19 protein-coding genes and 1 riboswitch are annotated in these 24122 nt (G+C 64.7%); of the genes, 12 read left to right on the top strand and 7 right to left on the bottom strand.

Annotated elements, in window-relative coordinates:
- Nucleotides 1-108 precede the first annotated feature (108 nt).
- Together ACLBXN_RS16935 and ACLBXN_RS16940 are read left to right on the top strand one after the other, a co-directional pair.
- The gene (locus ACLBXN_RS16935; protein ID WP_447612913.1) at nucleotides 109-858 is read left to right on the top strand and encodes a response regulator; all 750 of its coding nucleotides are present in this window, start codon (nucleotides 109-111) and stop codon (nucleotides 856-858) included.
- The gene (locus tag ACLBXN_RS16940; protein WP_211458081.1) at nucleotides 843-2015 is read left to right on the top strand and encodes a sensor histidine kinase; all 1173 of its coding nucleotides are present in this window, start codon (nucleotides 843-845) and stop codon (nucleotides 2013-2015) included. The genes ACLBXN_RS16935 and ACLBXN_RS16940 overlap by 16 nt, the downstream gene beginning before the upstream one ends.
- On the opposite strand, the gene ACLBXN_RS16945 is transcribed toward ACLBXN_RS16940, so the two are convergent.
- Together ACLBXN_RS16945 and ACLBXN_RS16950 are read right to left on the bottom strand one after the other, a co-directional pair.
- Complete coding sequence (locus ACLBXN_RS16945) at nucleotides 1990-3546, bottom strand: DUF3482 domain-containing protein (protein ID WP_447612914.1); 1557 nt, start codon at nucleotides 3544-3546, stop codon at nucleotides 1990-1992. The two genes, ACLBXN_RS16940 and ACLBXN_RS16945, sit on opposite strands and share 26 nt — an antisense overlap.
- Before the next feature lie 2 nt (nucleotides 3547-3548).
- Nucleotides 3549-4982: a DUF2868 domain-containing protein gene (locus ACLBXN_RS16950; protein WP_447612915.1), complete on the bottom strand. Its 1434-nt coding sequence runs from the start codon at nucleotides 4980-4982 to the stop codon at nucleotides 3549-3551.
- 185 nt (nucleotides 4983-5167) lie between these two features.
- Between ACLBXN_RS16950 and trpB the strand changes: the two genes are divergently transcribed.
- Together trpB and ACLBXN_RS16960 are read left to right on the top strand one after the other, a co-directional pair.
- Nucleotides 5168-6370: a tryptophan synthase subunit beta gene (trpB, locus tag ACLBXN_RS16955; RefSeq protein WP_029158518.1), complete on the top strand. Its 1203-nt coding sequence runs from the start codon at nucleotides 5168-5170 to the stop codon at nucleotides 6368-6370.
- Between the two features lie 131 nt (nucleotides 6371-6501).
- Nucleotides 6502-7866 (top strand): glycerophosphodiester phosphodiesterase family protein, encoded by a 1365-nt coding sequence (locus ACLBXN_RS16960; protein WP_447612916.1) that lies wholly within the window; start codon nucleotides 6502-6504, stop codon nucleotides 7864-7866.
- Between the two features lie 94 nt (nucleotides 7867-7960).
- On the opposite strand, the gene ACLBXN_RS16965 is transcribed toward ACLBXN_RS16960, so the two are convergent.
- Together ACLBXN_RS16965 and ACLBXN_RS16970 are read right to left on the bottom strand one after the other, a co-directional pair.
- Nucleotides 7961-8281 carry a hypothetical protein gene (locus tag ACLBXN_RS16965; RefSeq protein WP_003071883.1) on the bottom strand — a complete coding sequence of 107 codons (321 nt, stop codon included), beginning with the start codon at nucleotides 8279-8281 and terminating at the stop codon, nucleotides 7961-7963.
- 26 nt (nucleotides 8282-8307) lie between these two features.
- Complete coding sequence (locus tag ACLBXN_RS16970; protein ID WP_167007316.1) at nucleotides 8308-9540, bottom strand: ammonium transporter; 1233 nt, start codon at nucleotides 9538-9540, stop codon at nucleotides 8308-8310.
- A 209-nt stretch (nucleotides 9541-9749) separates the two neighbouring features.
- Between ACLBXN_RS16970 and cls the strand changes: the two genes are divergently transcribed.
- From cls to ACLBXN_RS16985, 3 genes are all read left to right on the top strand, one after another.
- Nucleotides 9750-11201 (top strand): cardiolipin synthase, encoded by a 1452-nt coding sequence (gene cls, locus ACLBXN_RS16975; protein ID WP_447612917.1) that lies wholly within the window; start codon nucleotides 9750-9752, stop codon nucleotides 11199-11201.
- Between the two features lie 247 nt (nucleotides 11202-11448).
- A complete protein-coding gene (locus ACLBXN_RS16980) occupies nucleotides 11449-12789 on the top strand; it encodes a C4-dicarboxylate transporter DctA (protein ID WP_447612984.1) in 1341 nt (446 codons plus the stop codon).
- A gap of 11 nt (nucleotides 12790-12800) precedes the next feature.
- Entirely contained in the window at nucleotides 12801-13487 is a 687-nt protein-coding gene (locus ACLBXN_RS16985) for a GntR family transcriptional regulator (RefSeq protein ID WP_343677003.1), read from the top strand.
- A gap of 82 nt (nucleotides 13488-13569) precedes the next feature.
- Here the strand turns inward: ACLBXN_RS16985 and metH are convergent, their stop codons facing one another.
- Nucleotides 13570-16329: a methionine synthase gene (metH, locus tag ACLBXN_RS16990; protein ID WP_447612919.1), complete on the bottom strand. Its 2760-nt coding sequence runs from the start codon at nucleotides 16327-16329 to the stop codon at nucleotides 13570-13572.
- A gap of 36 nt (nucleotides 16330-16365) precedes the next feature.
- Nucleotides 16366-16475, bottom strand: a riboswitch (S-adenosyl-L-homocysteine riboswitch).
- Between the two features lie 418 nt (nucleotides 16476-16893).
- Between metH and gltS the strand changes: the two genes are divergently transcribed.
- Nucleotides 16894-18132: a sodium/glutamate symporter gene (gltS, locus tag ACLBXN_RS16995; protein ID WP_447612920.1), complete on the top strand. Its 1239-nt coding sequence runs from the start codon at nucleotides 16894-16896 to the stop codon at nucleotides 18130-18132.
- A gap of 110 nt (nucleotides 18133-18242) precedes the next feature.
- Here gltS and ACLBXN_RS17000 read toward each other — a convergent pair whose 3' ends face one another.
- On the bottom strand, nucleotides 18243-18746 hold the full coding sequence (locus tag ACLBXN_RS17000; RefSeq protein ID WP_080757766.1) for a PACE efflux transporter: 504 nt from the start codon (nucleotides 18744-18746) through the stop codon (nucleotides 18243-18245).
- Between the two features lie 93 nt (nucleotides 18747-18839).
- Between ACLBXN_RS17000 and ACLBXN_RS17005 the strand changes: the two genes are divergently transcribed.
- Nucleotides 18840-19763: a LysR family transcriptional regulator gene (locus ACLBXN_RS17005; RefSeq protein WP_447612921.1), complete on the top strand. Its 924-nt coding sequence runs from the start codon at nucleotides 18840-18842 to the stop codon at nucleotides 19761-19763.
- A gap of 15 nt (nucleotides 19764-19778) precedes the next feature.
- On the opposite strand, the gene ACLBXN_RS17010 is transcribed toward ACLBXN_RS17005, so the two are convergent.
- The gene (locus ACLBXN_RS17010; protein ID WP_407714767.1) at nucleotides 19779-20675 is read right to left on the bottom strand and encodes a LysR substrate-binding domain-containing protein; all 897 of its coding nucleotides are present in this window, start codon (nucleotides 20673-20675) and stop codon (nucleotides 19779-19781) included.
- A gap of 150 nt (nucleotides 20676-20825) precedes the next feature.
- Between ACLBXN_RS17010 and ACLBXN_RS17015 the strand changes: the two genes are divergently transcribed.
- The 3 genes from ACLBXN_RS17015 (at nucleotide 20826) to ACLBXN_RS17025 (ending at nucleotide 24036) form a co-directional block, all read left to right on the top strand.
- Nucleotides 20826-22040 (top strand): muconate cycloisomerase family protein, encoded by a 1215-nt coding sequence (locus ACLBXN_RS17015; protein WP_447612922.1) that lies wholly within the window; start codon nucleotides 20826-20828, stop codon nucleotides 22038-22040.
- 42 nt (nucleotides 22041-22082) lie between these two features.
- Complete coding sequence (locus tag ACLBXN_RS17020; protein WP_447612923.1) at nucleotides 22083-23078, top strand: tripartite tricarboxylate transporter substrate binding protein; 996 nt, start codon at nucleotides 22083-22085, stop codon at nucleotides 23076-23078.
- A 94-nt stretch (nucleotides 23079-23172) separates the two neighbouring features.
- On the top strand, nucleotides 23173-24036 hold the full coding sequence (locus ACLBXN_RS17025) for a PPK2 family polyphosphate kinase (protein WP_447612924.1): 864 nt from the start codon (nucleotides 23173-23175) through the stop codon (nucleotides 24034-24036).
- The last annotated feature ends 86 nt before the right edge of the window (nucleotides 24037-24122 follow it).

A 24122-nucleotide genomic window follows, 5' to 3' on the forward strand; every position in this document is an offset into this window, starting at 1 on the left:
CGCCAGATTGCAGGGTTTATGTAGGAATTATGGAGAGCCGCTGCCATTCGTTTATTGCAGCGGCAACGCACATAATGTGCAAACAACAAGATTCAGGGAGTCCCGCAGATGCATGACTTTGCTGCACAAAAAACCATGGCTACTTTTGCTCAACCTGCTTCCACGCCCCTGGTGCTTGTAGTCGAAGACGAACCCGCCATTGCCGGCGTGCTCAGCGCCTATCTGGAACGCGACGGCCTGCGCATCCGCATGGCGCAGGACGGCGAGGAGGCCCTGCAAAGCTTTCGCCAGCTGCGCCCGGACCTGGTGCTGCTCGACATCCACCTGCCCAAGGTCGATGGCGTGGATGTGCTGCGCATGATTCGCAACGACAGCGATGTCCCCGTCATCATGGTGACGGCCCTGGCCGACGATGTGGACAAGCTGCTGGCACTGCGCCTGGGGGCGGACGACTATGTGGTCAAGCCTTTCAACCCTCCCGAGGTGGTGGCACGGGTACGTGCCGTGCTGCGCCGCACCCAGGCCAAGCCTGCGCCGGTGGCAGCCCCCATTCGCGTCGGACCCATAGAGATCGACGTGGAAGCCCATAGCGCAGCCGTCTACGACGATGCGGGCCAGGCCGTCCCCCTGGCGCTGACGCTCACGGAATTTCGACTGCTGGCCTGTCTGGCGGCCCAGCCGCGCCGCTGTTTTTCACGCGCCTACCTGATTGAGAACTGCCTGCCGGAAAGCGACGCTCTGGAGCGGGTGATCGACTCCCATCTCTCCAAGCTGCGCCGCAAGCTGCAACTGGCCGGACAGGACGGACTGATCGAGACCGTGCGCGGTATTGGCTATCGTCTATGGCCCTGGGACTGAACCGCATCTGGGTCCGCTTTGGCCTGTGGATCACGGCGGCCGTGCTGCTGGCCATTGCCTCGCTGGCGATTGGCGTGCTGGCGTTTTCCGAGCTGCAGTACCGCGAGTTCTATCGCCACCTGCCAAGCCCCGTCAAGACCGAGCTGGAAGCGCTGAAGTCCCAGGATCTGGAGGACAGCCCCAGAGCCTTGCAGATCTACTCCGAGTACTGGGAAGGCGACCGCCTGTTCGGCGAGAAATGGTCGCTGGTCATCGGTCTGGCCGTCAGCCTGCCTTTCGGCATGGCCGTGGGTTTCTGGATCTCCCGCCGCATCACCAGTCCGCTGGCCTCCATGGTGGAAGTGGCTGCGCGCGTGGAGCGCGGCGACCTGGCCTCCAGGGCCGTCAAGGGCAATGCCCATGGCGAGATGGCAGAAATGATCGATGCCTTCAACGGCATGGTCGATTCGCTGGAGACCCTGGAAGCGGAGCGGCTGGCCACGGCCGCCTCCATCTCCCATGAGCTGCGTACCCCTTTGACGGTGCTACAGGCAAGACTGCATGCGATCTGCGACGGCGTCATCGACTCCAGCCAGGCCGAAATGAAGACACTGCTGGCCCAGGTCGAGCACCTGGGACGACTGGTCGGCGACCTGCACACCCTGTCAATGGCCGACGCCGGGCAGTTGTCCCTGCGCAAGGAACGCATAGACCTCGCCGCACTGGTCGGCGATGTCGTCGAGGAGCTGCACCCGCAGCTGCAAAAGCTGGACATGGCCTTGTCACTGGATCTGCCCATGCAGGACGGCGATGGCAGCACCGACATCAAAGCCGACACCGACCGCTTGCGCCAGATCACCACCAACCTGATCAGCAATGTGCTGCGTCATGCCAGCAGCGGCCATTGGCTGAGCATCCGGGTGCATGCGAGCTCAGACCACCAGAACCAGTCATGGGTGATTCTGGAAGTGGGCGATGCGGGCCCCGGCCTTGCCGCCGAGGTCCAGGCCCATCCGTTTCAGCGGTTTGTCCAGGCACCAGGCAAGCGCCGCCGGGAAGGCTCGGGCCTGGGCCTGTCCATCGTCAAGGCTCTTGTGACCTCACAGGGCGGCACCGTCAGCACGGGCGTCTCCGAGCGTGGCGGTGCCCTGTTTACGGTGCGCTTTCCGCGTCTCTGACTCTGGAGTCCGCGTTCAGCCCCGGATAGAGATCGGCCATGATCTGCTGCAGGCTTTGCGAGAGCAGCTCCGTGATGGCGACTCTTTGCGCATCGGTGGCCACCCCTGCGGCATTTGCTTCGCGCAACTGCGCCCAGAGTGCCGCCCATTGCGCAGCATGTGCCTGCACCGCGACCTGGGCCAGCTCACTCCATTGGCTGGGTGCCGCCGGGCTGGTGTAACGCCCGCGACCGCGGCCAAAGTGCGAGATCAGCAGGTACTTGAGCAGTACCTGGCTCACGCTGGCGTTCAGATAGTCGCCAGAGAGTCGAAAGCTCTGCTGCTCCTGGTCGAACATCTTGTTCGCTCCCCAGGCCACGCCTCCAAAGGTGAGGGCCCCCAGCAGCGCGCCCACCAGGGCACCGGCACCCAGCGTCAAGCCTCCGGCCATCAGATCGGCCCCCAATCCTGTGGCCGCACCGGCAGTCAACGCACCCCACAAGCTGGCCGCCTGCGCATCCACAGGCGTGGTGATCTGAAGCTGGCTGCGCAGTTGCTCCTGAATCTGACTGGCCGCCTGACCGTCGAGTCCATGAATCTCGAGCAAGCGCTGCGTGGTCTGCACATCCGCCTGACGCAAAGTCTGCAGCAGCCGCTGCACGGCCGCCCTGGCCTGGGCTCCGAGCCGCTCTTCACCCTCTGCCGGTTTGCCCAGCTTGGCGGTGAGCTGGCTCAGGCTTTGCCAGGCACGCGCCAGCAGCCTGCCTTGCTCGGGATCGAGCTTTTCATGCAGCCCCGCAGCCGTCAGCAGCTGCTCTGCCATGACCGCCAGACTCGCCTGCTCGCGCTGTTGCTGCTGCCAGGCCCGCTGCTCCAGCAGACGCTGGTAGGCGGGCTGTTTGGAGCTGGGCAACAGTGGCGCAATGCTCTGCATCATCCTGCGCTCATGCCACCAGCTGCGCGTGAAGGCGTCGAGCACGAGCACGTCGCGCACCACGCTGTGAAAGCTCTGCGTCGCCTGCTGCCAGCGCCGCAGATCCTGCTGCGTTTGAGCGGCCGTGGTGTCGCTGCCGATCTGGTTGAGCAGCACGATGACCGGCTTGTTCAACCAGGCCAGTATGTTCATCTCGGCGCTCCAGTAGCCGGCATCCGCCGGGTCTTCTGCGGCGTTGACAAGGTAGAGCATCACATCCGCATGATCGCGCGCGGCGAGCAGGGCGCGCTGGCTCAGGTAAAAAGGCTTGTCGCGCCAGCGATCCCAGACATTGCTGAGAAACCAGCCCAGCGGATTGCCTTGCTGCCGCAGGCGCTCATAGAGCCGCACGGAGTCGCCGAAACCCGGTGTGTCCCAAAGCCACAGCTCATCACCCTGCTGCGTTTTCTGAAGCAGATAGCGCTGTGACTGCGTGGTCACATGGGCGGCATCATCAATCTCGCCGACGTCGTCGGCCATCAGCGTACGGGTCAGCGTGGTCTTGCCGATATTGGTGTGCGACAGCAGACACCACTGAACGCTGCTGTCGATTGGAACCAGTTCCTTGCTCTCGCTCATCATCACACTCCTGCGCCGGGCACCAGGGTCGCGTTCAATCCCGCGCTGCGCACAAATTCCCGCCACAGCTGCTCGCGCTCCTGCACGCGCGCCGGGGCACCGCTGTTGCGCGCACGAAAGTCCGCCGCCCATAGCCACACATCGGTCTGCGCGCCCCAGCGGTTCAGTACCTGCGCCAGCAGCACGCCGTGGATTTCCGCCTCGGGCGTAGCGGCCAGGTTGAGCAACAGCACCTGCTGTGCGTCAACGACCGCAGCGTCCGGCAAGGGCGATCCATAGGCCAGCACCGGCAGCAGCGCAAGCTGCGCCCCAGCGCCGTAGCTCTGCGCCACATGGTTGCGCAGGGCGGCTTCGCGCTCGGGCGTGATGTCCAGGCTGTAGGGCTGCACCAGCAGCGCCGTGGCGCGCCCCGCCCAGTCACGCTGCAGCTTCTGGAAATAAGGCTGCTGCAGCGGCAAGGTCAGATGCTGGCTCAACCACCAGACCCTGGCACCCTGCCACAGCGCAAGCAGCAGGCGCGGCACCACCACCATCAAGCCCAGCAACCAGCTGTAGAGCTGCACCCAGCGCGGCCCCGCATCTGCGGCATCACCGGCCGACCAGCCTTGCAGCGCCTGGATCTGGGCCAGACTCCACGGAGCCAGACCCAGCAGATGCTGTACCGGCGCAAACAGCAGATTCAGACAGGTCTGCACGGCGGAGGGCGAGAGAAACGTGCTCTCCCAGCCCACTTGATAAGCCCTGGTCAGGCCGGTCAGCCATAGCGATGCCAGCGCACCCAGCGCCAGCATGGCGGCCCCCAGATGCAGGCACACAAGCCATTGCGCGTGGCGCGGCCGCTGGTTGACCTGCCACCAGTTGCGCTCGAAGTTCAGCGCCATCTTGCGCAGCCCCGTGCCGCGCGAAACACTCCACTTCCTTGCCTGCAGCTTCTGCAGCCAGCCGCCGGGCGCTGCCGCAGCGCCCTGCCCCTGTTCGGGCTCCAGCGGAGCAATCACCGCCTTCTTGTGCCGCACCAGACTGCGCAGCCAGGTCAGCAGCAACAGCGCATAGACCAGCAGATTCCACAGCACGATACCGATCAGGGAGGCAGAGAGCAGGTCCACCCGATGCGGGTCGGTGATCGCATGGCCCGCAAAACCCAGCGCAAACGCCGCAGCCATTACGGCCAGCACCATCCAGCGCGAAATGCCGGCGCGCTGCCGGGCCATCGCGCGTATGTCGGCAGGCAGCTGCGCCGCAGCAATCACGCGTTGCGCCCGCTCATGCAGAAAGCCTTCGAACGCCGCACGGCCGCCGCCCCTGGTCTTGCCCTGGGCATGCAGACACTCCTGCGTGATGGCAGTGCAGCGCTCGGCCGTTGGCAGCGCCTCGTGCGCAGCGGCAGTTTCCAGAGCATGGGCAAAGACAATATCGCGGGCTGAGCTGGCTTTCATGCCCTTATTGTGTTTCAGAGCAAGAGAGGGCGTCGCAAATATCAAAACAATAGCTGTCAGCACATTCTTCGTGGGGGCTGCAGGCATTTCTCACGACTCTTCCATCGGGACTTGCCTGCAAGCGCCCCAAGCCCGCCATGTGCTATGAATGCAGCTTTGCTGCACAACACCCCAGGAGACAAGCCATGACCCAGAACCCCCAAGCCATGCCCGATGCCCAGGGCTTCTTCGGCCCCTATGGCGGCCAGCTCGTGCCACCCGAGCTCAAGCAATGCATGGACGAGATCGCAGCAGCCTATGAAGAGATCGTCAAACGCCAGGATTTCCAGGACGAGCTGGCCGCACTGTTTGCCGACTATGTGGGCCGACCCAGCCCCATCTTTCACGCCAGACGCCTGTCCGATCAGCTGGGCGGCGCGCAGATCCATCTCAAGCGCGAGGATCTGAATCACACGGGGGCGCACAAGATCAACCACTGCCTGGGCGAGGCACTGCTGGCCAAGTTCATGGGCAAGAAAAAAGTCATTGCCGAGACCGGCGCCGGCCAGCATGGCGTAGCCCTGGCCACGGCCTGTGCACTGGTGGGCATTCCCTGCGAGATTCACATGGGCCAGGTGGATATCGAGAAGGAACACCCCAACGTCACCAAGATGCGCATTCTGGGCTGCAATCTGGTGCCCGTCACGCGCGGCGCGGCCACGCTGAAGGAGGCCGTGGACAGCGCCTTCGAGGTCTATCTGCAGGACCCCGTCAACACCATTTACGCGATTGGCTCGGTGGTCGGCCCCCACCCCTTTCCCATGATGGTGCGGGACTTCCAGTCCATCGTCGGTCGCGAGGCACGCGAGCAGTTCCAGACCCGGCACGGCAAGCTGCCCGACCATGTGGCAGCCTGCGTGGGCGGGGGCAGCAATGCCATGGGAATCTTCACGGCCTTCCTGGGTGACGCGTCCGTGCATCTGGTGGGCGTGGAGCCTGCCGGCGAGGGCGTGGACAAGCCCGGTCGCCATGCCGCCACGCTGTCGGTTGGCAAGCCCGGCGAGATTCACGGCATGAAGTGCTATGTGCTGGAGAACGCCGACGGCACGCCGGCCGCCGTGCACAGCATCGCCTCGGGCCTGGACTACCCCGGCGTGGGCCCGCAGCACAGCTATCTCAAGGACATAGGGCGCGTGGACTACCAGTCTGTGGACGATAAGGAATGCCTGAATGCCTTCATGACGCTGTCGCGTGTGGAGGGCATCATCCCGGCACTGGAAAGTGCGCACGCCGTGGCCTGGGCCATGCGCGAAGCGCCAGGGCTCGGCAAGGACCAGCATATTCTGGTCAATCTCTCGGGACGCGGCGACAAGGATGCCGATTACGTCGCCAGGAAGCTGGGGCTGTAACAGCCGTATCCCGCACAGTGCTGCCACCCCGCAGCCCTGTGCTTCGGAGCGTGAAATGCTCTGAGGGCACGGTCACACAACCGTCATCAACAACCGCAAGCATGAGGCGATATCCATCCATGCCTGAAACCATGTCCCATACCCGCCACCCCGTCTTTGCTCTGACCTTGCTTGCCGCCCTTGCCCTGAGCGCCTGTGGCGGTGGAGACGGCCCGACGCCGGCACCTGCGCCGCAGTTTCTGACGCTGGACGGCAAGCAGCCCCAGGTCATCGCCCACCGCGGCTATTCGGGGCTGTACCCCGAGCAGACACAGATGGCGTATGAGAAAGCCATCGATGCCGGTGCCGACATGATCGAGCTGGACATGCACCTGAGCCGCGACTGCCAGCTGGTGGCACGCCACAACGCCTGGCTCAGTGACAGCACCAATATCGCCGAGGTCGCCAAGATCAATGCCTATGTGGCTGGCCGCAAGCGCAACACGCCCGGCGTGCTGGTCAACGTGAAGTACCCGCCCATTGCCGCCAATGGCCCCGCGCAGTACCTGAGCGACCGCATCGATCCGAACAATCAGAAGTCGGTGCTGCAGGCTCTGGTGGTCGATGGCGAGGACCACACCGGCGACTGGTCCATCTCGGACTTCACCCTGCATGAGCTGCGCACGCTGTTTGGCGGCACCACGCTGGACAACCGCGCCGATCGCCCCAGCGAATGGAATGGCAAGCTGCCACTGATCAGCGCACAGGATGTGATCGATATCGCGCTCGCCAAGGGCAAGGCGGCAGGCCGCACGATTGCCGTCTACGCCGAGACCAAGAACCCTTACTGGAACAACCAGCAGGCCATTGCCAACAGCTGCGGAACGGGTGAGCACCCCTTCGAGGACGCCGTGATGGCGCTGCTGGACAGGAACAATCTCAACCGCAAGGAAGCGCCCATCTACATCCAGAGCTTCGACCCCGACAGCCTGAAGTATCTGCGCAAGGCAGGCATGCGGGCCAAGGGAGTGCAGCTGATCGATGGCAACGACTACAACTTCAGGGACGGCTCCGTCGGCTATATCACTGCCGACGAATGGACCTTCATCAGCGGCCGCCCCTATAGCTGGACTCTGGCCGGCGATGCGCGCACCTTCGCGGTCATGCAGACGCCGGCAGGCCTGGCCGAGATCAAGACCTATGCCGACGGCATCGGTCCCTGGAAACCCCAGGTGCTGGCCCATTCCGTCGTTCCCTACAAGGACGGTGCAGGCCTCAAGGACGTCAACGCGCTCAAGGACACCGGCCTGATCGCCAATGCGCACAAGGCCGGTCTGGTGGTGCACAGCTTCACCTTCCGCAGCGAGGCCAGCCGGCTCGCGGGCATCTTCAAGGGCGACCCGCTGCAGGAATATCTGGCTTACTACCGTCTGGGCATTGACGGCGTATTCACCGACTTCACGGCCGATGGCGTGAAGGCCCGCGATGCCTATATTGCCGAGCTGAAAAAGCAATAGGCCAGGCTCGTTGCCGCCGCAGCCTGCGGCGGCGGACTGCCACGGCCCACAGGCATTGTGATCCGTGACGCCAGGCTGTGATCCGGCTTGTGCCTCAGCGCAGCCCGCCGATATAGCGTGCCGAGGTGCGCAGTATCTCGGCGGCCTTGGTGGTGACCGAGCTATCGCTCTGTGCGGTCTCGGCCGGCGCCGCATGCCGAGGCTTGTCGCCGCTCCAGCTGTCCTGCAGGCGCCGGGCCAGGCGCGCCAGCTCTTCGTCCTGTTGCTCTCGCGCATGCTCCAGCGCAAAAGCCACCATGGCCTGTGCATAGGCCTGGTTGCAGGCCATCCATTCGGTATCGGTCACCCGGCCTGTCTTGCGGCGCAACACCACATGCAGATGTGCGGCCACTGCCACTCGCTCGCTGTCCTCCATACACCGCTCCTGTCTTTGATGGATCACTAGTGCTGACGCTCCAGATGCAGGCTGATATCCAGGCCTTCCATTTCCTGCACGGCATCCACCCGCAACGGCATCAGCAGACGGATCAGCACCAACACCCCGGCCGTGGCTGCGGCGCTGTAGGCAGCCACCGCTGCCACGGCAATCAGCTGATTCAGCACCGTGGCGCCTGTGCCCGCGATCAGGGGATCGGCAAACACCGCCGTGAGGATGGAACCGGCAATGCCGCCCACGCCGTGCACGCCGAAGACATCGAGCGAGTCGTCGGCCCCCAGCCGGCGCTTGAGCCAGGTTGCGCCCCAGAAGCAGACAGCGCCCGCAATCAGGCCTATCCACACCGCACTGCCCACCTGCACAAAGCCCGCAGCCGGGGTGATAGCCACCAGTCCGCCCACCATGCCCGAGAGCAGGCCCAACAAGGTCGGTGCGCCGCGCACAAGCCACTCCACCACCATCCATGCCAGTCCCGCGGCCGAGGCCGCCACCAGCGTGACCACAAAGGCCAGCGCTGCACGCCCGTCGGCGGACAGGGCCGATCCGGCGTTGAAGCCGAACCAGCCGAACAGCAGCAACGCCGTGCCCATGGCCGTCCAGCCCAGGCTGTGCGGCTCGAAGGGCTCGGTGCCATAGCCACGCCTGCGCCCCATCATGAAGGCACAGACCAGCGCCGCCACACCCGCGTTCACATGCACCACGGCACCGCCGGCAAAGTCCAGTGCGCCGAGCTGGTTCAGCCAGCCGCCGCTCTCCCACACCCAGTGCGCCACCGGGGCATAGACCACCACGCTCCACAGCGCGGCAAACACCAGCAGGGCCGCAAAGCGCATGCGCTCTACCACGGCCCCCACGATCAGCGAGGTGGTGATGATGGCGAATGCGGCCTGGAACAGGGCATAGGCAGCCTCGGGCAGATGCGGCGCCAGGTGGCTGACCGAGATCACGCTGCGCCGGCCATCAAAGTGCAATGAGGCAAACCAGGCGCGCCCCAGATTGCCAAGCCAGGGAGAATCGGCAGTAAACGCGAGCGAGTAGCCGAGGCCGAACCAGGTCAGGGTCACCACACAGGCCACCGCGAACACGGCCACCATGGTGTTGACCACATTCTTGCGACGCACCAGCCCCGCATAGAACAGGGCGATGCCCGGCAAGGTCATCAGCAAGACCAGCGCCGACGCAACCATGACCCAACCGGTATCTGCCTTGTCGATGGCAGTCAATGGCACCATTTCCATGCACTCCCCCCTGCTTGTTTGCTTTGACAAGAAAAGGAAGCAGGTTCCATGCCAGTGCCATGTCTATCTTCTGTCGCTGCATTACTGATAGCAGTCCGCGCTTTTTCATCAATGAGTTCAAGCTCGTTGCATATGAATCAGGGCTTGCAGCTTGTGCTTGGGCCTGAGCCCGTTATGCTCGACAAGGTCCATCGTTGCTGCACTGATTCATGACCTGGCTGCTGCTGACTCTTCATGTATTGCTGATCACCGGTTTCGGCCTGCGTATCCTGCTGCGCCGGGACATGCGGCCCGACGTGCGCCTGGCCTGGCTCATGGTCATCGTGCTGCTGCCCTATCTGAGCTGCCTGCTGTACTACCTTTTTGGCGAGGTAGCCCTGGGCCGCGTACCAGGCCGCAGAAGACTCAATGTGCGCGAGTTCTGCCAGCCCCACAGCAGCGCCGCTACCGATGCCGACCGCAGCCCGCAGGCACTGCCGACCATTCCCGGTCAATGGCTGCCGGCCTTTCGCTATGCCTCGTCCATCAACGGCTTTGTGCCGCGGCCCGGCCACAGGGCCGAGCTGATGCGCGATGGCGCGCATGCCCGGGCGCAGATGCTGGCCGACATGGATGCCGCACGCCACGAGATCAATGTGCTGTACTACATCTGGCTGGACGACGGCACCGGCACCGATATGGCCCATGCCCTGATACGCGCCGCGCAGCGCGGCGTGACCTGCCGTGCCATGGTCGACGGACTGGGATCGCGCGCACTGACGCGCTCGCCACTGTGGCAGCAGATGCGGCAGGCCGGCGTGCACCTGGCGATTGCCCTGCCCATCAGCAATCTGCTCAAGGTCATGCTGACCAGCCGCATCGACCTGCGCAACCACCGCAAGATCACGCTCATAGACGGCAGGATCAACTATTGCGGCAGCCAGAATTGCGCCGACGAGGGCTTTCACATCAAGGCTCGCTATGCACCCTGGGTGGACATCATGCTGCGCCTGCAGGGACCCGTGGTCATGCAGATGCAGCAGGCCTTTGCCAGCGACTGGGCGCAGTCCGATGCGAGCTTTGCACCACCGGCAATAGAGGCCGAGGCCGAGGCCGGTGCTGCCGCTGACGACGGCTTCCATGCCGTTGCGATTGCCGAAGGGCCGACGGAAAGAGCACGCTCAACACCCCAGCTGGTTGCCAGCCTGCTGGCCTGCGCGCAGCGCGAGGTCGTGATCTCCACCCCCTACTTCGTGCCCGACAGCACGGTGCTCGATGCCTTGTGCGCCGCAGCGCTGCGTCAGGTGCAGGTCACGCTGATCCTGCCCGCCCGCAATGACTCCTGGATAGTCGGTGCCGTCAGCCGCAGCCACTACTGGCGGCTGCTGAGTGCCGGCGTCCATATCCACGAATTCCGCCCCGGCCTGCTGCATGCCAAGACCCTGTGCCTGGACGGCTCGGTCAGCCTGATCGGCTCCACGAATCTGGATCTGCGCAGCTTTGACCTGAACTTCGAGAACAATGTGCTGCTGCATGACGAAGCCATCACCGAGGCCATCCGTCAGCGCCAGCAAAGCTATCTGCGCGAGTCCGATGCAGTGACGCTGGAACAGGTGCGTGCCACCCGCTGGTGGAAACGCATCTGGGACAACCTGCTGGGTGCCCTGAGCCCTCTGCTGTAGACCCTGGTGCCCAAACTTTGGGCATGCTCACCGCCCGCGCACCACGCACGTGCACACAGGCTGCCGATCTCGCACCAGGACGGACAACCACCCCGATTTCATGCATGAAAGTCAGGGCTGACCCTCTTCGAAATTACGGAAATCTGCAGGAATACCCTCTGCTGGCACGCCTTTCGCTTGCCTACATTCTTGTATGCAAGTTGCAGTCAACTTGCATACAAGATTCCACAACTTGCGAAAGACGACTATGCGCCGCTTTGTCAGATCACTGTTCGGACAGGTGGTGATCGCACTCATACTGGGTGTGCTCGCCGGACTACTGGCCCCTGAATGGGCCGTGAAACTCAAACCCCTGGGTGATGGCTTCATCAAGCTCATCAAGATGATCATTCCCATACTGGTGTTCTGCGTGGTCGTGCACGGCATTGCCGGCGCGGGCGACCTCAAGCGCGTCGGTCGCGTGGGCGTCAAGGCCCTGATCTATTTCGAGGTGCTGACCACCATCGCCCTGGGCATGGGCCTGGTGCTGGCCTTTGTCTTCGAGCCCGGTGTGGGCATGAACGTGGACACCAGCAAGCTCGACGCCTCGGCCATGGCGGCCTACGCCAGCAATGCCGACAAGCTGACCAGCGGCGGCACGGTGGATTTCTTGATGAAGCTCATTCCCACCACCGTGGTGGAAGCCTTCGCCAAGGGCGACGTCCTGCAGGTGCTGCTGTTCGCCGTGCTGTTCGGCTGCGCGCTGACCATGCTGGGTGAGCGCGGCAAGCCCGTTTCCGAGCTGGTGGACACCTTGTCCATGGCCCTGTTCAAGGTCATGGGCATCATCATCAAGCTGGCACCGCTGGGCGTGCTGGGTGCCATCTCCTTCACCGTGGGCCAGTACGGCATAGGCTCGCTCAAGCAGCTGGGCATGCTGGTGGCGCTGTTCTACGTTTCGGTGCTGATCTTCGTCTTCGTGGTGCTGGGCCTGGTGATGCGCCTGTCGGGCTTCAGCCTGATCAAGCTGCTGCGCTATCTGCGCGAGGAACTGACCATCGTCTTCGCGACCACCTCCTCTGACAGCGTGCTGCCCCAGATCATGGCCAAGCTGCGCAACATGGGTGTGCGCGACTCCACCGTGGGCCTGGTGATTCCCACCGGCTATTCGTTCAACCTGGACGCGTTCTCCATCTACATCACACTGGCAGCGGTCTTCATCGCCCAGGCCACCAACACCCCGATCAGCATGTCCGACCTGCTGACCATCCTGGCCATCGCGCTGGTGACCTCCAAGGGTGCGCACGGCGTACCGGGCTCGGCCATCGTGGTGCTGGCCGCCACCCTGCATGCCATCCCCGCCATCCCTGCGATCGGCCTGGTGCTGGTACTGTCGGTGGACTGGTTCATAGGCATTGCACGCGCTCTGGGCAATCTGATCGGCAACTGCGTGGCCACCGTGGCCATCGCCGCCTGGGAAGGCGACATCGACCGCGAACGTGCCCATGCGGTACTTGACGGCAGAGCTGAGCCACGGACCGAGAACGAAGAGCCTGCATCTGCTATGGTGCCGCCTGCCATAGTCCCCATCCCTCAGTCCAGCCATTAATAAAGCCAGCAATGACTCCTGCCTCTCCCCAGCACATCGCGGAACGCGTCGTCGAAGCCATCCTGGCCCAGAAACTGGCACCCGGCGAACGACTGGGAGAGCAGGAGCTGGCCAACAACTTCGACGTCAGCCGCACCGTGGTGCGCGAAGCGCTGATGCAGCTGCAGGCTCGCGGCTTTGTCCAGGTCCAGGCCCGCAGGGGCTGGTACGTGGTCCAACCCTCTGCTGCCGAGGCTATGGACGCGTTCTCTGCCCGGCGGATCATCGAGACCGGCATCTTGCAGGAAGCTGGCAAGCCGCTGCAGCGCGTCATCACCAGGCTGCGCCGCCATATCGCCCAGGAGCAGAAAGCCATCGCCGGTGCGGACAGCGCTACGCGCTCCTTCCTGCTTGCGGATTTCCATGTCTGCCTGGCCGAACAGATGGGCCACCGGCTGCTGGCCGACACGCTGCGTGATCTGACGGCACGCACCACCCTGGCGGCCACGCTCTATCAGTCCACGCACAGCGCCAGCCAATCCTGCGCCGAGCACGAACGCATCGTGGCCGCCCTGGAACGCGGCGACACCGAGGGTGCCAAGGCGCTGCTGCTGGAACATATAGGCATGGTGGAGCGTTCGCTGGAAATCCGTGCAACCGGGACCGAGGAGCCCGGTGACCGACTGCGTGCCACGCTCGCACCTGTGCTCAAGAAGTAGCCCCTGAGCGGCGCACTCCAAACCCAAAAGCCAGGGTCGTCCCTGGCTTTTTTCATTCGCAAAGCATGCCTGTGAAGCGGGTTCAGCCCAGATTTGGCGCCAGATAGCGGCGCAGCTCCTCGATATCCATCGCACGTCGCTGAGCCATGTCGGCGAGCTGGTCTTCGCCGATCTGGCCCACGTTGAAGTAGCTGGCCTCGGGATTGCCGATGTAGAAGCCGCTCACGCTGGATGCCGGGTTCATGGCCAGGCTCTCGGTCAGCGTCATGCCGATCTCATCGGCCTGCAGCGCCTTGAACAGGTCGATCTTGGCCGTGTGATCGGGGCAGGCAGGGTAGCCGGGCGCGGGGCGAATGCCCTTGTAGGCTTCCTTGATGAGTTCCTCGTTGCTCAGGTCCTCGTCTTCGGCATAGCCCCACAGATCCTTGCGCACGCGCTGGTGCAGGCATTCGGCAAAGGCTTCGGCCAGGCGGTCGGCCAGGGCCTTGAACATGATGCCGCTGTAGTCGTCCAGCGCAGCTTCGAATTCCTTGTCCTTCTTTTCGGCGCCGATACCGGCTGTCACGGCAAACAGGCCGGCATAGTCGGCAATGCCCGACTCCTTGGTGGCCACAAAATCGGCCAGGCAGCGGCTGGGGCGCATCACAGGCCGTCCATCCGGGCCGTCCACGGCCTGCTTTTCGGTCTGCTGGCGCATGCCGTACCAGGTGGTCAGCACCTGGCTGCGCGATTCGTCGGTGTAGAACACGATGTCGTCGCCCACGCGATTGGCCGGGAACAGGCCCATCACGCCATTGGCCTGCAGCCAGCGGCCGTCGATGATCTTCTGCAGCATGAGCTTGGCATCGGCCAGCACCTTGCGCGCTTCCACGCCCACGACCTCATCGTCGAGGATGGCCGGGTAGGGACCCGCCAGATCCCAGGTCTGAAAGAACGGGCCCCAATCGATGTACTGGGCAATTTCGGCCAGGTCGAAGTTATTGAACACGCGACGGCCCAGGGTGCGCGGCACCACGGGGGCATGGTTCACCACGGCAGCATTGGCGCGGGCCTGCTCCAGCGTCCACAGCGGCGTCTTCTTCTTGTTGGCATGCTGGGTGCGCACCTTGTCGTAGTCGGCGCTCAGCTCGTCCAGATAGGCCTGCTTGCCTTCGCCCAGCAGGCTCTGCGCCACGCTGACCGAGCGCGAGGCGTCGGGCACATAGACCACGGGGCCGTCGTACTTGGGCGCAATCTTCACGGCCGTATGCACGCGCGAGCAGGTCGCACCGCCGATCAGCAACGGAATCTTCTTGATGCGGAAGTAGTCGTCCTTGTCCATCTCGCCGGCCACATACTGCATCTCCTCGAGGCTGGGAGTGATCAGGCCCGACAGGCCGATGATGTCCGCGCCCTCGGCCTTGGCCCTGGCCAGGATCTCGTGACAGGGCACCATCACGCCCATGTTGATGACTTCGAAGTTGTTGCACTGCAGGACCACGGTGACGATGTTCTTGCCGATGTCGTGCACATCGCCCTTGACGGTGGCGATGACGATCTTGCCCTTGCTGGTCACGTCCAGGCCCGCCGCTTCCTGCTGGCGCTTCTCTTCCTCGATATAGGGCACCAGGTGGGCCACGGCCTGCTTCATCACGCGCGCGGACTTGACCACCTGGGGCAGGAACATCTTGCCGGCACCGAACAGGTCGCCGACGATATTCATGCCATCCATGAGCGGGCCTTCGATCACGTGCAGCGGGCGGCCGCCGCCCTGCACCACGATCTGCTGGTAGGCCTCTTCGGTGTCTTCGGTGATGAAGTCGGTGATGCCGTGCACCAGGGCGTGCGACAGACGCTCGCCCACGGTCTTCGGTGCCTCGGCCGTGCCGCGCCACTCGAGCTTCTTGCTGTCGTCCTTGGCCGCGCCCTTGGCGCTGTCGGCGATCTCCAGCAGACGCTCGGCTGCATCGGGGCGGCGGTTGAGCACCACATCCTCCACGCGTTCGCGCAGCTGTGGCTCCAGGTCGTCATACACACCGACCATGCCGGCATTGACGATGCCCATGTCCATGCCAGCCCCGATCGCGTGATAGAGGAATACGGTGTGGATGGCCTCGCGCACGGGGTCGTTGCCGCGGAAGGAGAAGCTCACGTTGGAGACGCCGCCCGAGACCTTGGCGCCGGGCAGGTTCTGCTTGATCCAGCGCACGGCCTCGATGAAATCGACGCCGTAGTTGTTGTGCTCTTCGATGCCGGTGGCCACGGCAAAGATGTTGGGGTCGAAGATGATGTCCTCGGGCGGGAAGCCCACTTCGTCGACCAGAATGCGGTAGGCGCGTTCGCAGATCTCGATCTTGCGCGCAAAGGTGTCGGCCTGGCCTTTTTCGTCAAACGCCATCACCACGGCGGGCGCGCCATAGCGCTTGACCAGCTTGGCGTGCTTCTTGAACTCCTCGATGCCCTCCTTCATGGAGATCGAGTTGACGATGCCCTTGCCCTGCAGGCAGCGCAGGCCGGCCTCGATCACGTCCCATTTGGAGCTGTCCAACATCACCGGCACCTTGGCGATATCGGGCTCGGAGGCAATCAGATTCAGAAAGCGCACCATGGCGGCCTTGCTGTCCAGCATGGCCTCGTCCATGTTCACATCGATCACCTGGGCACCGTTTTCCACCTGCTGGCGCGCCACGGCCAGCGCTTCCTCGTACTGCTCGTTCAGGATCAGGCGCGCAAAGGCCTTGGAGCCGGTGACGTTGGTGCGCTCGCCCACGTTGACGAACAGCGTCTCATCGCCGATGAAGACAGGCTCCAGGCCCGACAGGCGCATGGGAGGAATGGCGGTGGAAGGGGTAGCAGCGGACATCAGCTCACCTGTGTGAAAACCAGAAACAGAATCGAAAACAGGTGAGCGCCGTTGTCAGTACGGGCAGATCGCCAACCGGATCTGCCACCCCGAGCCTGACGGGTCAAACATCTCTGGGATGACCGGCTGCAGCGCTCCTCGGGGGTGAAGCCCGACATTCTACGGCGAGGGCGGGCAATCAGGGCTTCAAGGCGCTTTGCCCATTGGCGGCAGAGGCGCGCTGCCTGCGGATGGCTATAGCAGATTCGACTTTGCGCACTCCAGAAACAGGAGCACGGTAAAAGGTAATTTCGCAAAACACGAATGTAGCCATCTCATTTCAAGCATATTCGTGGCATGGTGCGCATCCGCAAGGAATGACGCACACCGCTTTCCTGCTCTCAAGCAGCCCGGCACCGACGGGCCGCCGGCCATGAGTGGGCAAGCACCTACAGCCCCTATCTTTGAGTCTTTGGCACCATCGACAGCAAATGTCCGGTCCATGTGCTCAGCCATGCACAGCCGATGGCCTGCCATTCGCGGACAGGCAATCCGGCCGTCGCATGGAACCCCCTGGAGATCCTCATGAACGTGACCTTCGGCGCGTACTACACCCTCATCATGGCCGTGCTTGTGCTCATGCTCGGCAAGCTCATGACCAGACATATCCGCTTTCTGCGAGACTTCAATATTCCCGAGCCGGTGTCCGGCGGCCTGGTCGTGGCGGCCATCATCTTCATGCTGCATCAGACCACGGGACTGGCGCTGAGCTTCGAAGGCAGCCTGCAGTCGGCGTTCATGCTGGTGTTCTTCTCCTCCATCGGCCTGAGCGCGAACTTCGCCAAGCTGCGCGAGGGTGGCTCTGCGCTGTTCCTCTTCCTGGGTGTGATTGCCGTCTTCATCATGATGCAGAACATCGTGGGCGTGAGTCTGGCTTCCTTGCTGGGACTCGATCCGCTGATCGGCCTGGTCGCGGGCTCCATCACGCTGGTGGGCGGTCACGGTACGGCCGGAGCCTGGGGCTCGGTGCTGGAAAACCAATACGGCCTCACGGGAGCCACCACCCTGGGCATTGCCTGCGCCACTTTCGGCCTGATCATCGGCGGCCTGGTGGGCGGCCCGCTGGCCAAGCGGCTGATCACGCGCCATCAGCTGGCCCAGCCGCTGACCGAGTCCGAGCAGCTGCGCGCCGATGCGCCCACCGTGAGCGAAGGCAGCGCGGTCGCCAACTTCGAGTCGCCCAACAAGGCTCCGCGCCTGATCACGGCCGATGCGGCGGTGGAGACGCTGGCCCTCTTCGCGGGCTGCCTGGCCTTTGCCGAATTCATGACCGGCCTGACCATGGGAACAGTCATCCAGCTGCCTACCTTTGTCTGGGCGCTGGGCGGCGGCGTGGTCATCCGCAACGTGCTGGACTATATGTTCGGCTTCAAGGTCTTTGACCGCGCCATCGACGTGTTCGGCAATGCCGCGCTGTCCATCTATCTGGCCATCGCGCTGCTGTCGCTCAAGCTGTGGGAGCTGACCGACCTGGCCGGCCCGCTGATGGTCATTCTGGCCGCGCAGGCCATCGTCATGACGCTGTACGCGGCCTTCGTGACCTTCCGCATCATGGGCCGCAACTACGATGCCGCCGTGCTGGCCGCCGGCCACTGCGGCTTCGGCATGGGCGCCACGCCCACGGCCGTGGCCAATATGCAGGCCATCACCAACCAGTACGGACCTTCGCACAAGGCCTTTCTGATCGTGCCCCTGGTCGGTGCCTTCTTCATCGACATCATCAACGCCTTTGTGCTGCAGGCCATGCTCAGCATTCTTCGCTGACCGCTGCATCAGGCCCAAAAAAGAAAGCGTGTTCCCGGTAAACAGGAACACGCTTTTTTCATGGCTGCCCACGCTTGCCGGGCAAGCGTGACAGGCAGGTCAGGCCGGGATCAGGCCGCCACAGCCTGGGCCGAAGCCGGCAGGCCGAAGAGGCGGTCGAACGCCCAGTTGAAGGCAAAGGTGTAGACCATGAAGAACACCAGCAGGCCAGCTTCCATGACGGCGGCTTCCCACAGCGAGATGCCGAACCACCAGGCCATCAAGGGGATCAGCATGGCGGCGATGCCGCCTTCGAAACCGATGGCATGCACCACACGGCGCATCAGGGAACGGCCCTTGACGCTCTGGCGCGCTTCCCATTTCTCGAACAGGTAGTTGAAGCTCAGATTCCAGCAGATCGCGATCACCGAGGCGGCCACGGCCATGACGCCGGAATCGCTGGCCTTCTGACCGATGGCCATGAAGATCAGGCTGGAGACGATGATGGCGATGGTTTCGTACAAGCCCACGTAGAGGATGCGACGCTTGGGGCCCTGGAGGCCCGTGGCTTTGATGGGGGCTGCAAAGGCAGCGGTATTTTTGAGAGACGCGGCAGAGGAGGAAGCGGATGCCATCGCTGAGGCTTGTTGAGACATGGGCCGCAGTGTATGTTCTGGAAATTGAAGATAAAAGTCAGTTCCTATCAATTTTTCTGACAGATCGACACCATGCCCTTTAGCGCCGACCAGGTCCCGCTTTTTCTCGCCGTGCTCGATGCCGGCTCCTTTTCAGCAGCTGCACGCAAGCTGGGGCGTGTGCCGTCGGCCGTCAGCATGGCCATTGCCCAGCTGGAGGCAGAGCTGGACCTGCAGCTGTTCGACCGCAGCGGACGCGAGCCCGTGCCCAGCGCCGCGGCCCGCGCACTCGAGCCCCAGGCGCGCCTGCTGGCCGAGCAGCTGCAGCTGCTGAACTGGCAGGCCCAGAGCCTGCACGCAGGGCTGGAAGAGCGGCTGACGCTGGCCATCGCCCCCGAGCTGCTGGCCACGCACTGGAGCGAGCCGCTGCACCAGCTGGTGCAAGAGTTTCCGGCCCTGCCCATCGAGGTGCTCGCGGCGCCTCAGGTCGATGCGCTGGAGCTCTTGCATGCGGGCCGCGCCCATCTGGCCCTGGTGTTCGAGCGGCCCGCCATGGATGGGCGCGAGGGTTTCCAGGAAATGGGCCGCGAGACGCTGGTGGCCGTGATGTCGCCGCAATTCGAGCCCTGGAAGCAGGCGCTGGCCGAGCATGGACCGGGCCGCTCCGCACCGCCGCAGCTCACGGTGGAGCAGCTGGCCGCCACGCGCCAGGTGCTGGTGGCCAGCCGCGACCCGCAGCAGACCGATCCGCGCTTTGTGTTTGCACGCCAGCTCTGGCGCACGGACAGTCACCAGGCAGCGCTATCGCTGATCGGCGCAGGCCTGGCCTGGGGCTGGCTGCCCAAGGGACTGGTGGAATCGCATATCGGCAGCGGCGCGCTGATGGAGATTCCCGTGCTCAACCTCAGCAACGGCACGACCTTGTTTGTGGACTGGGTCTGGTCCAAGGAGCGCCCCCAGGGCCTGGCCACGCGGCGCTTTGTGGAACTCATGGGCAGGCAGCCCACGGGCCGCTGAGCCCGGCGCGCGGCACTAGGCTTCTCGCCCCAGGCTGGCGCGCGCCGCGGGCGCCAGCAGCGCCGCGAACTCGCGCGCCGCAGCGCTGTAATGGCTGCCGCGACGCCACAGCAGTCCGGCCGTACGCACCAGCTGCGGGCCCACCAGGTGTATGGCCACCATATCGCTGGCCTGCTGGGCCGCGCGCTCGGGCACGATGGTGGCCATGTCGCCCCAGCGGCACAGCGCGATCAGCGATTCCACCGAGCCCATTTCCACACGCAGGCTGGGCGTGACGCCCGCGTCGCGCAGGCCGTTGTCGATCAGACTGCGCGTGTAGAAGCTGCGCGGCAGCAGCGCCAGCGGCACGTCGACCAGCGACTTGACCGCCAGCGTGCGCCGCCCGGCCAGCGCATGCGAGGGATTGACCAGCAGCATCATGCGTTCGTCGAACAGCGGCAAGGCCTCGAGTTCGGTGCGCTGCGGCGGATGAAAGCTCACGCCCAGGTCCAGGCTGCCGTCGAGCAGGCCGGCCTCCACGGGCGGCGCCAGCAGCTCGCGCACCACCACGTTGACCTTGGGATAGGCGCGCGTGAAGGCCGCCACGGCCGGCGCGACCAGGGTGTTGAGAAAGGTGGGGATCACGCCCAGGGTAAGGGCGCCGGTCTGCAGCTCGCTGAGATCGGCCAGCGCCATGCGCCCGGCCTCGATCTCGTGCAGTGCGCGCTCGGCATAGTTGCGGAACACCACGCCGGCCTGCGAGAGCTTGAGCCCGCGGCCTATGCGCTCGAACAGCACCATGCCCAGCTCCTCCTCCAGCTGACGCAGGCCGTGCGACAGCGTGGACTGGGTCACGAACAGATTGCGCGCCGAGGTCGTCAGGTGCTCGGTCTTGGCAATGTCGACAAAGTAGCGCAGCTGGCGCAGTTCCATGGGCGGCTTCCGGGTAGATACATCGATGTCATCGAACAATACCTCAAAAATAATTCAGTAGATCAACAGCATTCATGGATTTACGCTGGCGACCATCGCAGCCATGCAGCTGCCCGCCCCAACGCCTTCCGCCCTCACGGCCTCTTGCCCATGACCACCAGCTTCCCCATCGAACGCATTACCGCGCGCATCCTGGACATTCCCACCATACGCCCGCACAAGCTGTCGTTCGGCGCCATCAACCGCCAAAGCCCGGTCATCGTCCAGCTGTGGCTGCGCAACGGCGCCACGGGCTTCGGCGAGGCCGCCACCATCGGCGGCCCGTCGTGGAACGAGGAGTCGCCCGAGAGCATCTACCACGCCATCACCAACCATCTGGCCCCGGCCCTCGCGGGCCAGGACGGCGCGCGCATCGAGGCTTGTCTGGCCCGCATGGACCTAGCCTGCCGCGGCAATGCCTTTGCCAAGAGCGCCGTGGAAATGGCCTTGCTCGACGCCGTGGCACGCAGCCTGCAGGTTCCCGTGTGGCAGCTGCTGGGCGGCAAGCAGCACGACAGCCTGCCCCTGGCCTGGACGCTGGCCAGCGGCGATGTGGAACGCGACCTGGCCGAGGCCCAGCTGCGCCTGGACCAGGGCCGCCACCGCATCTTCAAGCTCAAGATCGGTGCCCGAGCGCCCGAGGCCGATCTGGCCCACGTGAGCCAGATCGCGCGCGGCCTGCAGGGCCGCGCCACGCTGACCGTGGACGTGAACCAGGCCTGGGACGGTGCCACGGCGCGGCGTTTTCTGCCGCCCATGATCGAGGCCGGCGTCAGCCTCATCGAGCAGCCCGTGGCCCAGTGGAACGTGTCCGCGCTGCGCGAGCTCACGGCCACGCTGCCGTCCACTGCCCTTGTCATGGCCGATGAGAGCGTGTGCACGCCGCACGACGCCATGCGCCTGGCGCGCGAGCAGGCCTGCCACGTGTTCTCGCTCAAGGTCGCCAAGCACGGCGGTCTGCTGCGCACGCGCCAGGTCGCCGCCATCGCCCAGGCCGCCGACATCGGCTGGTACGGCGGCACCATGCTCGAAACCTCGATAGGCTCGGCCGCCTCGGCCCATGTGTTCGCCACGCTGGGCGGGCGCCACCACAACTGCGAACTGTTCGGCCCCCAGCTGCTGGTGGACGACATCGTGACCGAGCGCATGCCGATTGCCGACTTCGCCCTGCAGTTGCCCGACGGCCCCGGCCTGGGCGTGGAAGTGGATCCGGCCCAGCTCGACCGCTTCGACCGCGCGCGCCAGGGCCTGCAACCCACGCACATCGACCTCGCTGCCGCAGCTTCATCCGCCCCCGTGTCTGCGCCTGCCCCTTCAGTCCGCTGACACCGCACCAACTACAACATTCATCTTCAGGAGACATCCACCATGCAACGCCGCCTTCTCTGCACCCTCGCCGCCCTGCCCGCCGTCCTCGGCCTGAGCGCCCTGGCCTCCGCCGCCCATGCCCAGACGCCCGAGGCCAACTGGCCCAGCAAACCCATTCGCTGGATCGTGCCCTTCCCGCCGGGCGGCGCCATGGATGCCATCGCCCGCACCCTGGGTGAGAAGGCCGCGCGCACGCTGGGCCAGCCCTTCGTCATCGAGAACCGCCCCGGCGCGGGCGGCAACATCGGCGCCGACTTCGTGGCCAAGTCCCCGGCCGACGGCTACACGCTGATGATCACCTCCATCGGCATGGCCACCAACAAGCCGCTGTACCGCAAGCTCAGCTATGACCCGATCAAGGACTTCGCGCCCGTGGGCGTGCTGGCCGTGGTGCCCAACATCCTGGTCACCAACTCCACCCAGCCCCAGATCAAGAGCGTGGCCGACGTGGTGGCCGCGGCCAAGGCCGCGCCGGGCAAGCTGACCTATGCCTCGGCCGGCAACGGCACCTCCATCCACCTGGCCGGCGAAGTCTTCACCTCGCTGGCGGGCGTGGACATGCTGCACATCCCCTACAAGGGATCGGGCCCCGCCGTCTCCGACCTGCTGGGCGGCCAGGTCAACTACATGTTCGACTCCATCACCTCGGCGCGTCCCCACATCCAGTCGGGCAAGCTGCGCGCGCTGGCCGTGACCACGGCCAAGCGCTCGACCAGCATGCCCGACGTACCCACCATGGAGGAAGCCGGCATCAAGGGCTATGAAGTCTCGCCCTGGTTCGCCGCCTTCATGCCCGCCGGCACGCCGCCGGCCATCGTGAAGAAGCTCAACCAGACCTTTGTGGCCGCCATGAAGCAGCCCGACGTGATCGAGCGCTTCCAGGCCATAGGCGCCGAGGTCGTCGGCTCCACGCCCGAGGAAGCGGCGCGTCACCTGCAAACAGAAAGCCAGCGCTGGACACGACTGATCAACGAGCGCGGCATCCACATGGACTGAATGCGCCACGCCCGTGCGGGTCGGCCGCCGCTTGAGCAGCCGCCGGCCATGCGCTAGGCTGGACGCTTCGTCACACCATTGAGGGCCGCCGCCCATGCCGCAATCGATCTTCACCAGCAGCGATGCCGCGCTGCGCGAACGCTGGAAGGCCCTGCAACCGGGCGCCGCTGCCGTCAAGGCCGGGCGCTGCGAGCTGGCCGGGTTCGATCCCGGCGCCAAGCCCTTCTCGGGCGGCAGCAAGTCCCAGGACAAGGCCGGCGTCGAAGCCCTGGCCGAGGAGCTGGACGCACTGCAGAACCTGTTCTATGCCGACCGGCGCTTCAAGCTGCTGGTCATACTGCAGGGCATGGACGCGGCCGGCAAGGACGGCACGCTGCGCGCTGTCTTCGGTCGCATGTCGCCGCTGGGCGTGCGCTCCGTGGGCTGGAAGGCGCCCACCGAGGTGGAGAAGTCCCACGACTACCTGTGGCGCATCCACCAGCAGACGCCGGGGGCGGGCGAGATCGTGCTCTTCAACCGCAGCCAGTACGAGGATGTGCTGGTGCCCGTGGTCAACGGCTGGCTCACGCCCGAGCAGCAGACCCAGCGCTATGCGCAGATCAACGACTTCGAACGCATGCTCAGCGAGACCGGCACGGTGATCGTCAAGTTCATGCTGCACATCAGCAAGGACGAACAGCGCGAGCGGCTGCAGCAGCGGCTGGACGACCCCTGCAAGCACTGGAAGTTCGACGAGAACGACCTCAAGGTGCGCGCCCAGTGGGACGACTACCAGCAGGCCTACGGCCGGCTGCTGGCTGCCACGCACACGCCATGGGCGCCCTGGACGATTGTGCCCGCCGACTCCAAGACCCACCGCAATCTGATGGTGGCCACGGTGCTGCGCGAGGTGCTGGGCAATCTGGAACTGAAATACCCGCCCGGCGCACCGGGGCTGGATCACATCCAGGTCCGGTGATACGGACAGCGCCCGCAGCCAGCAGACATCGGCACTGCGCTTCGCTCTCATAAAAAGAGCTTATATCGCTTGTGATCAATGACTTT

It is taken from the genome of Comamonas sp. C24C, assembly GCF_053345995.1.

What these genes read in the sequence shown, in the direction of transcription:
- ACLBXN_RS16935 (WP_447612913.1), top strand. Translation starts at nt 109, where the DNA reads ATGCATGACTTTGCTGCACAAAAAACCATGGCTACTTTTGCTCAACCT.
- ACLBXN_RS16940 (WP_211458081.1), top strand. Translation starts at nt 843, where the DNA reads ATGGCCCTGGGACTGAACCGCATCTGGGTCCGCTTTGGCCTGTGGATC.
- ACLBXN_RS16945 (WP_447612914.1), bottom strand. Translation starts at nt 3,546, where the DNA reads ATGAGCGAGAGCAAGGAACTGGTTCCAATCGACAGCAGCGTTCAGTGG.
- ACLBXN_RS16950 (WP_447612915.1), bottom strand. Translation starts at nt 4,982, where the DNA reads ATGAAAGCCAGCTCAGCCCGCGATATTGTCTTTGCCCATGCTCTGGAA.
- trpB (WP_029158518.1), top strand. Translation starts at nt 5,168, where the DNA reads ATGACCCAGAACCCCCAAGCCATGCCCGATGCCCAGGGCTTCTTCGGC.
- ACLBXN_RS16960 (WP_447612916.1), top strand. Translation starts at nt 6,502, where the DNA reads ATGTCCCATACCCGCCACCCCGTCTTTGCTCTGACCTTGCTTGCCGCC.
- ACLBXN_RS16965 (WP_003071883.1), bottom strand. Translation starts at nt 8,281, where the DNA reads ATGGAGGACAGCGAGCGAGTGGCAGTGGCCGCACATCTGCATGTGGTG.
- ACLBXN_RS16970 (WP_167007316.1), bottom strand. Translation starts at nt 9,540, where the DNA reads ATGGAAATGGTGCCATTGACTGCCATCGACAAGGCAGATACCGGTTGG.
- cls (WP_447612917.1), top strand. Translation starts at nt 9,750, where the DNA reads ATGACCTGGCTGCTGCTGACTCTTCATGTATTGCTGATCACCGGTTTC.
- ACLBXN_RS16980 (WP_447612984.1), top strand. Translation starts at nt 11,449, where the DNA reads ATGCGCCGCTTTGTCAGATCACTGTTCGGACAGGTGGTGATCGCACTC.
- ACLBXN_RS16985 (WP_343677003.1), top strand. Translation starts at nt 12,801, where the DNA reads ATGACTCCTGCCTCTCCCCAGCACATCGCGGAACGCGTCGTCGAAGCC.
- metH (WP_447612919.1), bottom strand. Translation starts at nt 16,329, where the DNA reads ATGTCCGCTGCTACCCCTTCCACCGCCATTCCTCCCATGCGCCTGTCG.
- gltS (WP_447612920.1), top strand. Translation starts at nt 16,894, where the DNA reads ATGAACGTGACCTTCGGCGCGTACTACACCCTCATCATGGCCGTGCTT.
- ACLBXN_RS17000 (WP_080757766.1), bottom strand. Translation starts at nt 18,746, where the DNA reads ATGGCATCCGCTTCCTCCTCTGCCGCGTCTCTCAAAAATACCGCTGCC.
- ACLBXN_RS17005 (WP_447612921.1), top strand. Translation starts at nt 18,840, where the DNA reads ATGCCCTTTAGCGCCGACCAGGTCCCGCTTTTTCTCGCCGTGCTCGAT.
- ACLBXN_RS17010 (WP_407714767.1), bottom strand. Translation starts at nt 20,675, where the DNA reads ATGGAACTGCGCCAGCTGCGCTACTTTGTCGACATTGCCAAGACCGAG.
- ACLBXN_RS17015 (WP_447612922.1), top strand. Translation starts at nt 20,826, where the DNA reads ATGACCACCAGCTTCCCCATCGAACGCATTACCGCGCGCATCCTGGAC.
- ACLBXN_RS17020 (WP_447612923.1), top strand. Translation starts at nt 22,083, where the DNA reads ATGCAACGCCGCCTTCTCTGCACCCTCGCCGCCCTGCCCGCCGTCCTC.
- ACLBXN_RS17025 (WP_447612924.1), top strand. Translation starts at nt 23,173, where the DNA reads ATGCCGCAATCGATCTTCACCAGCAGCGATGCCGCGCTGCGCGAACGC.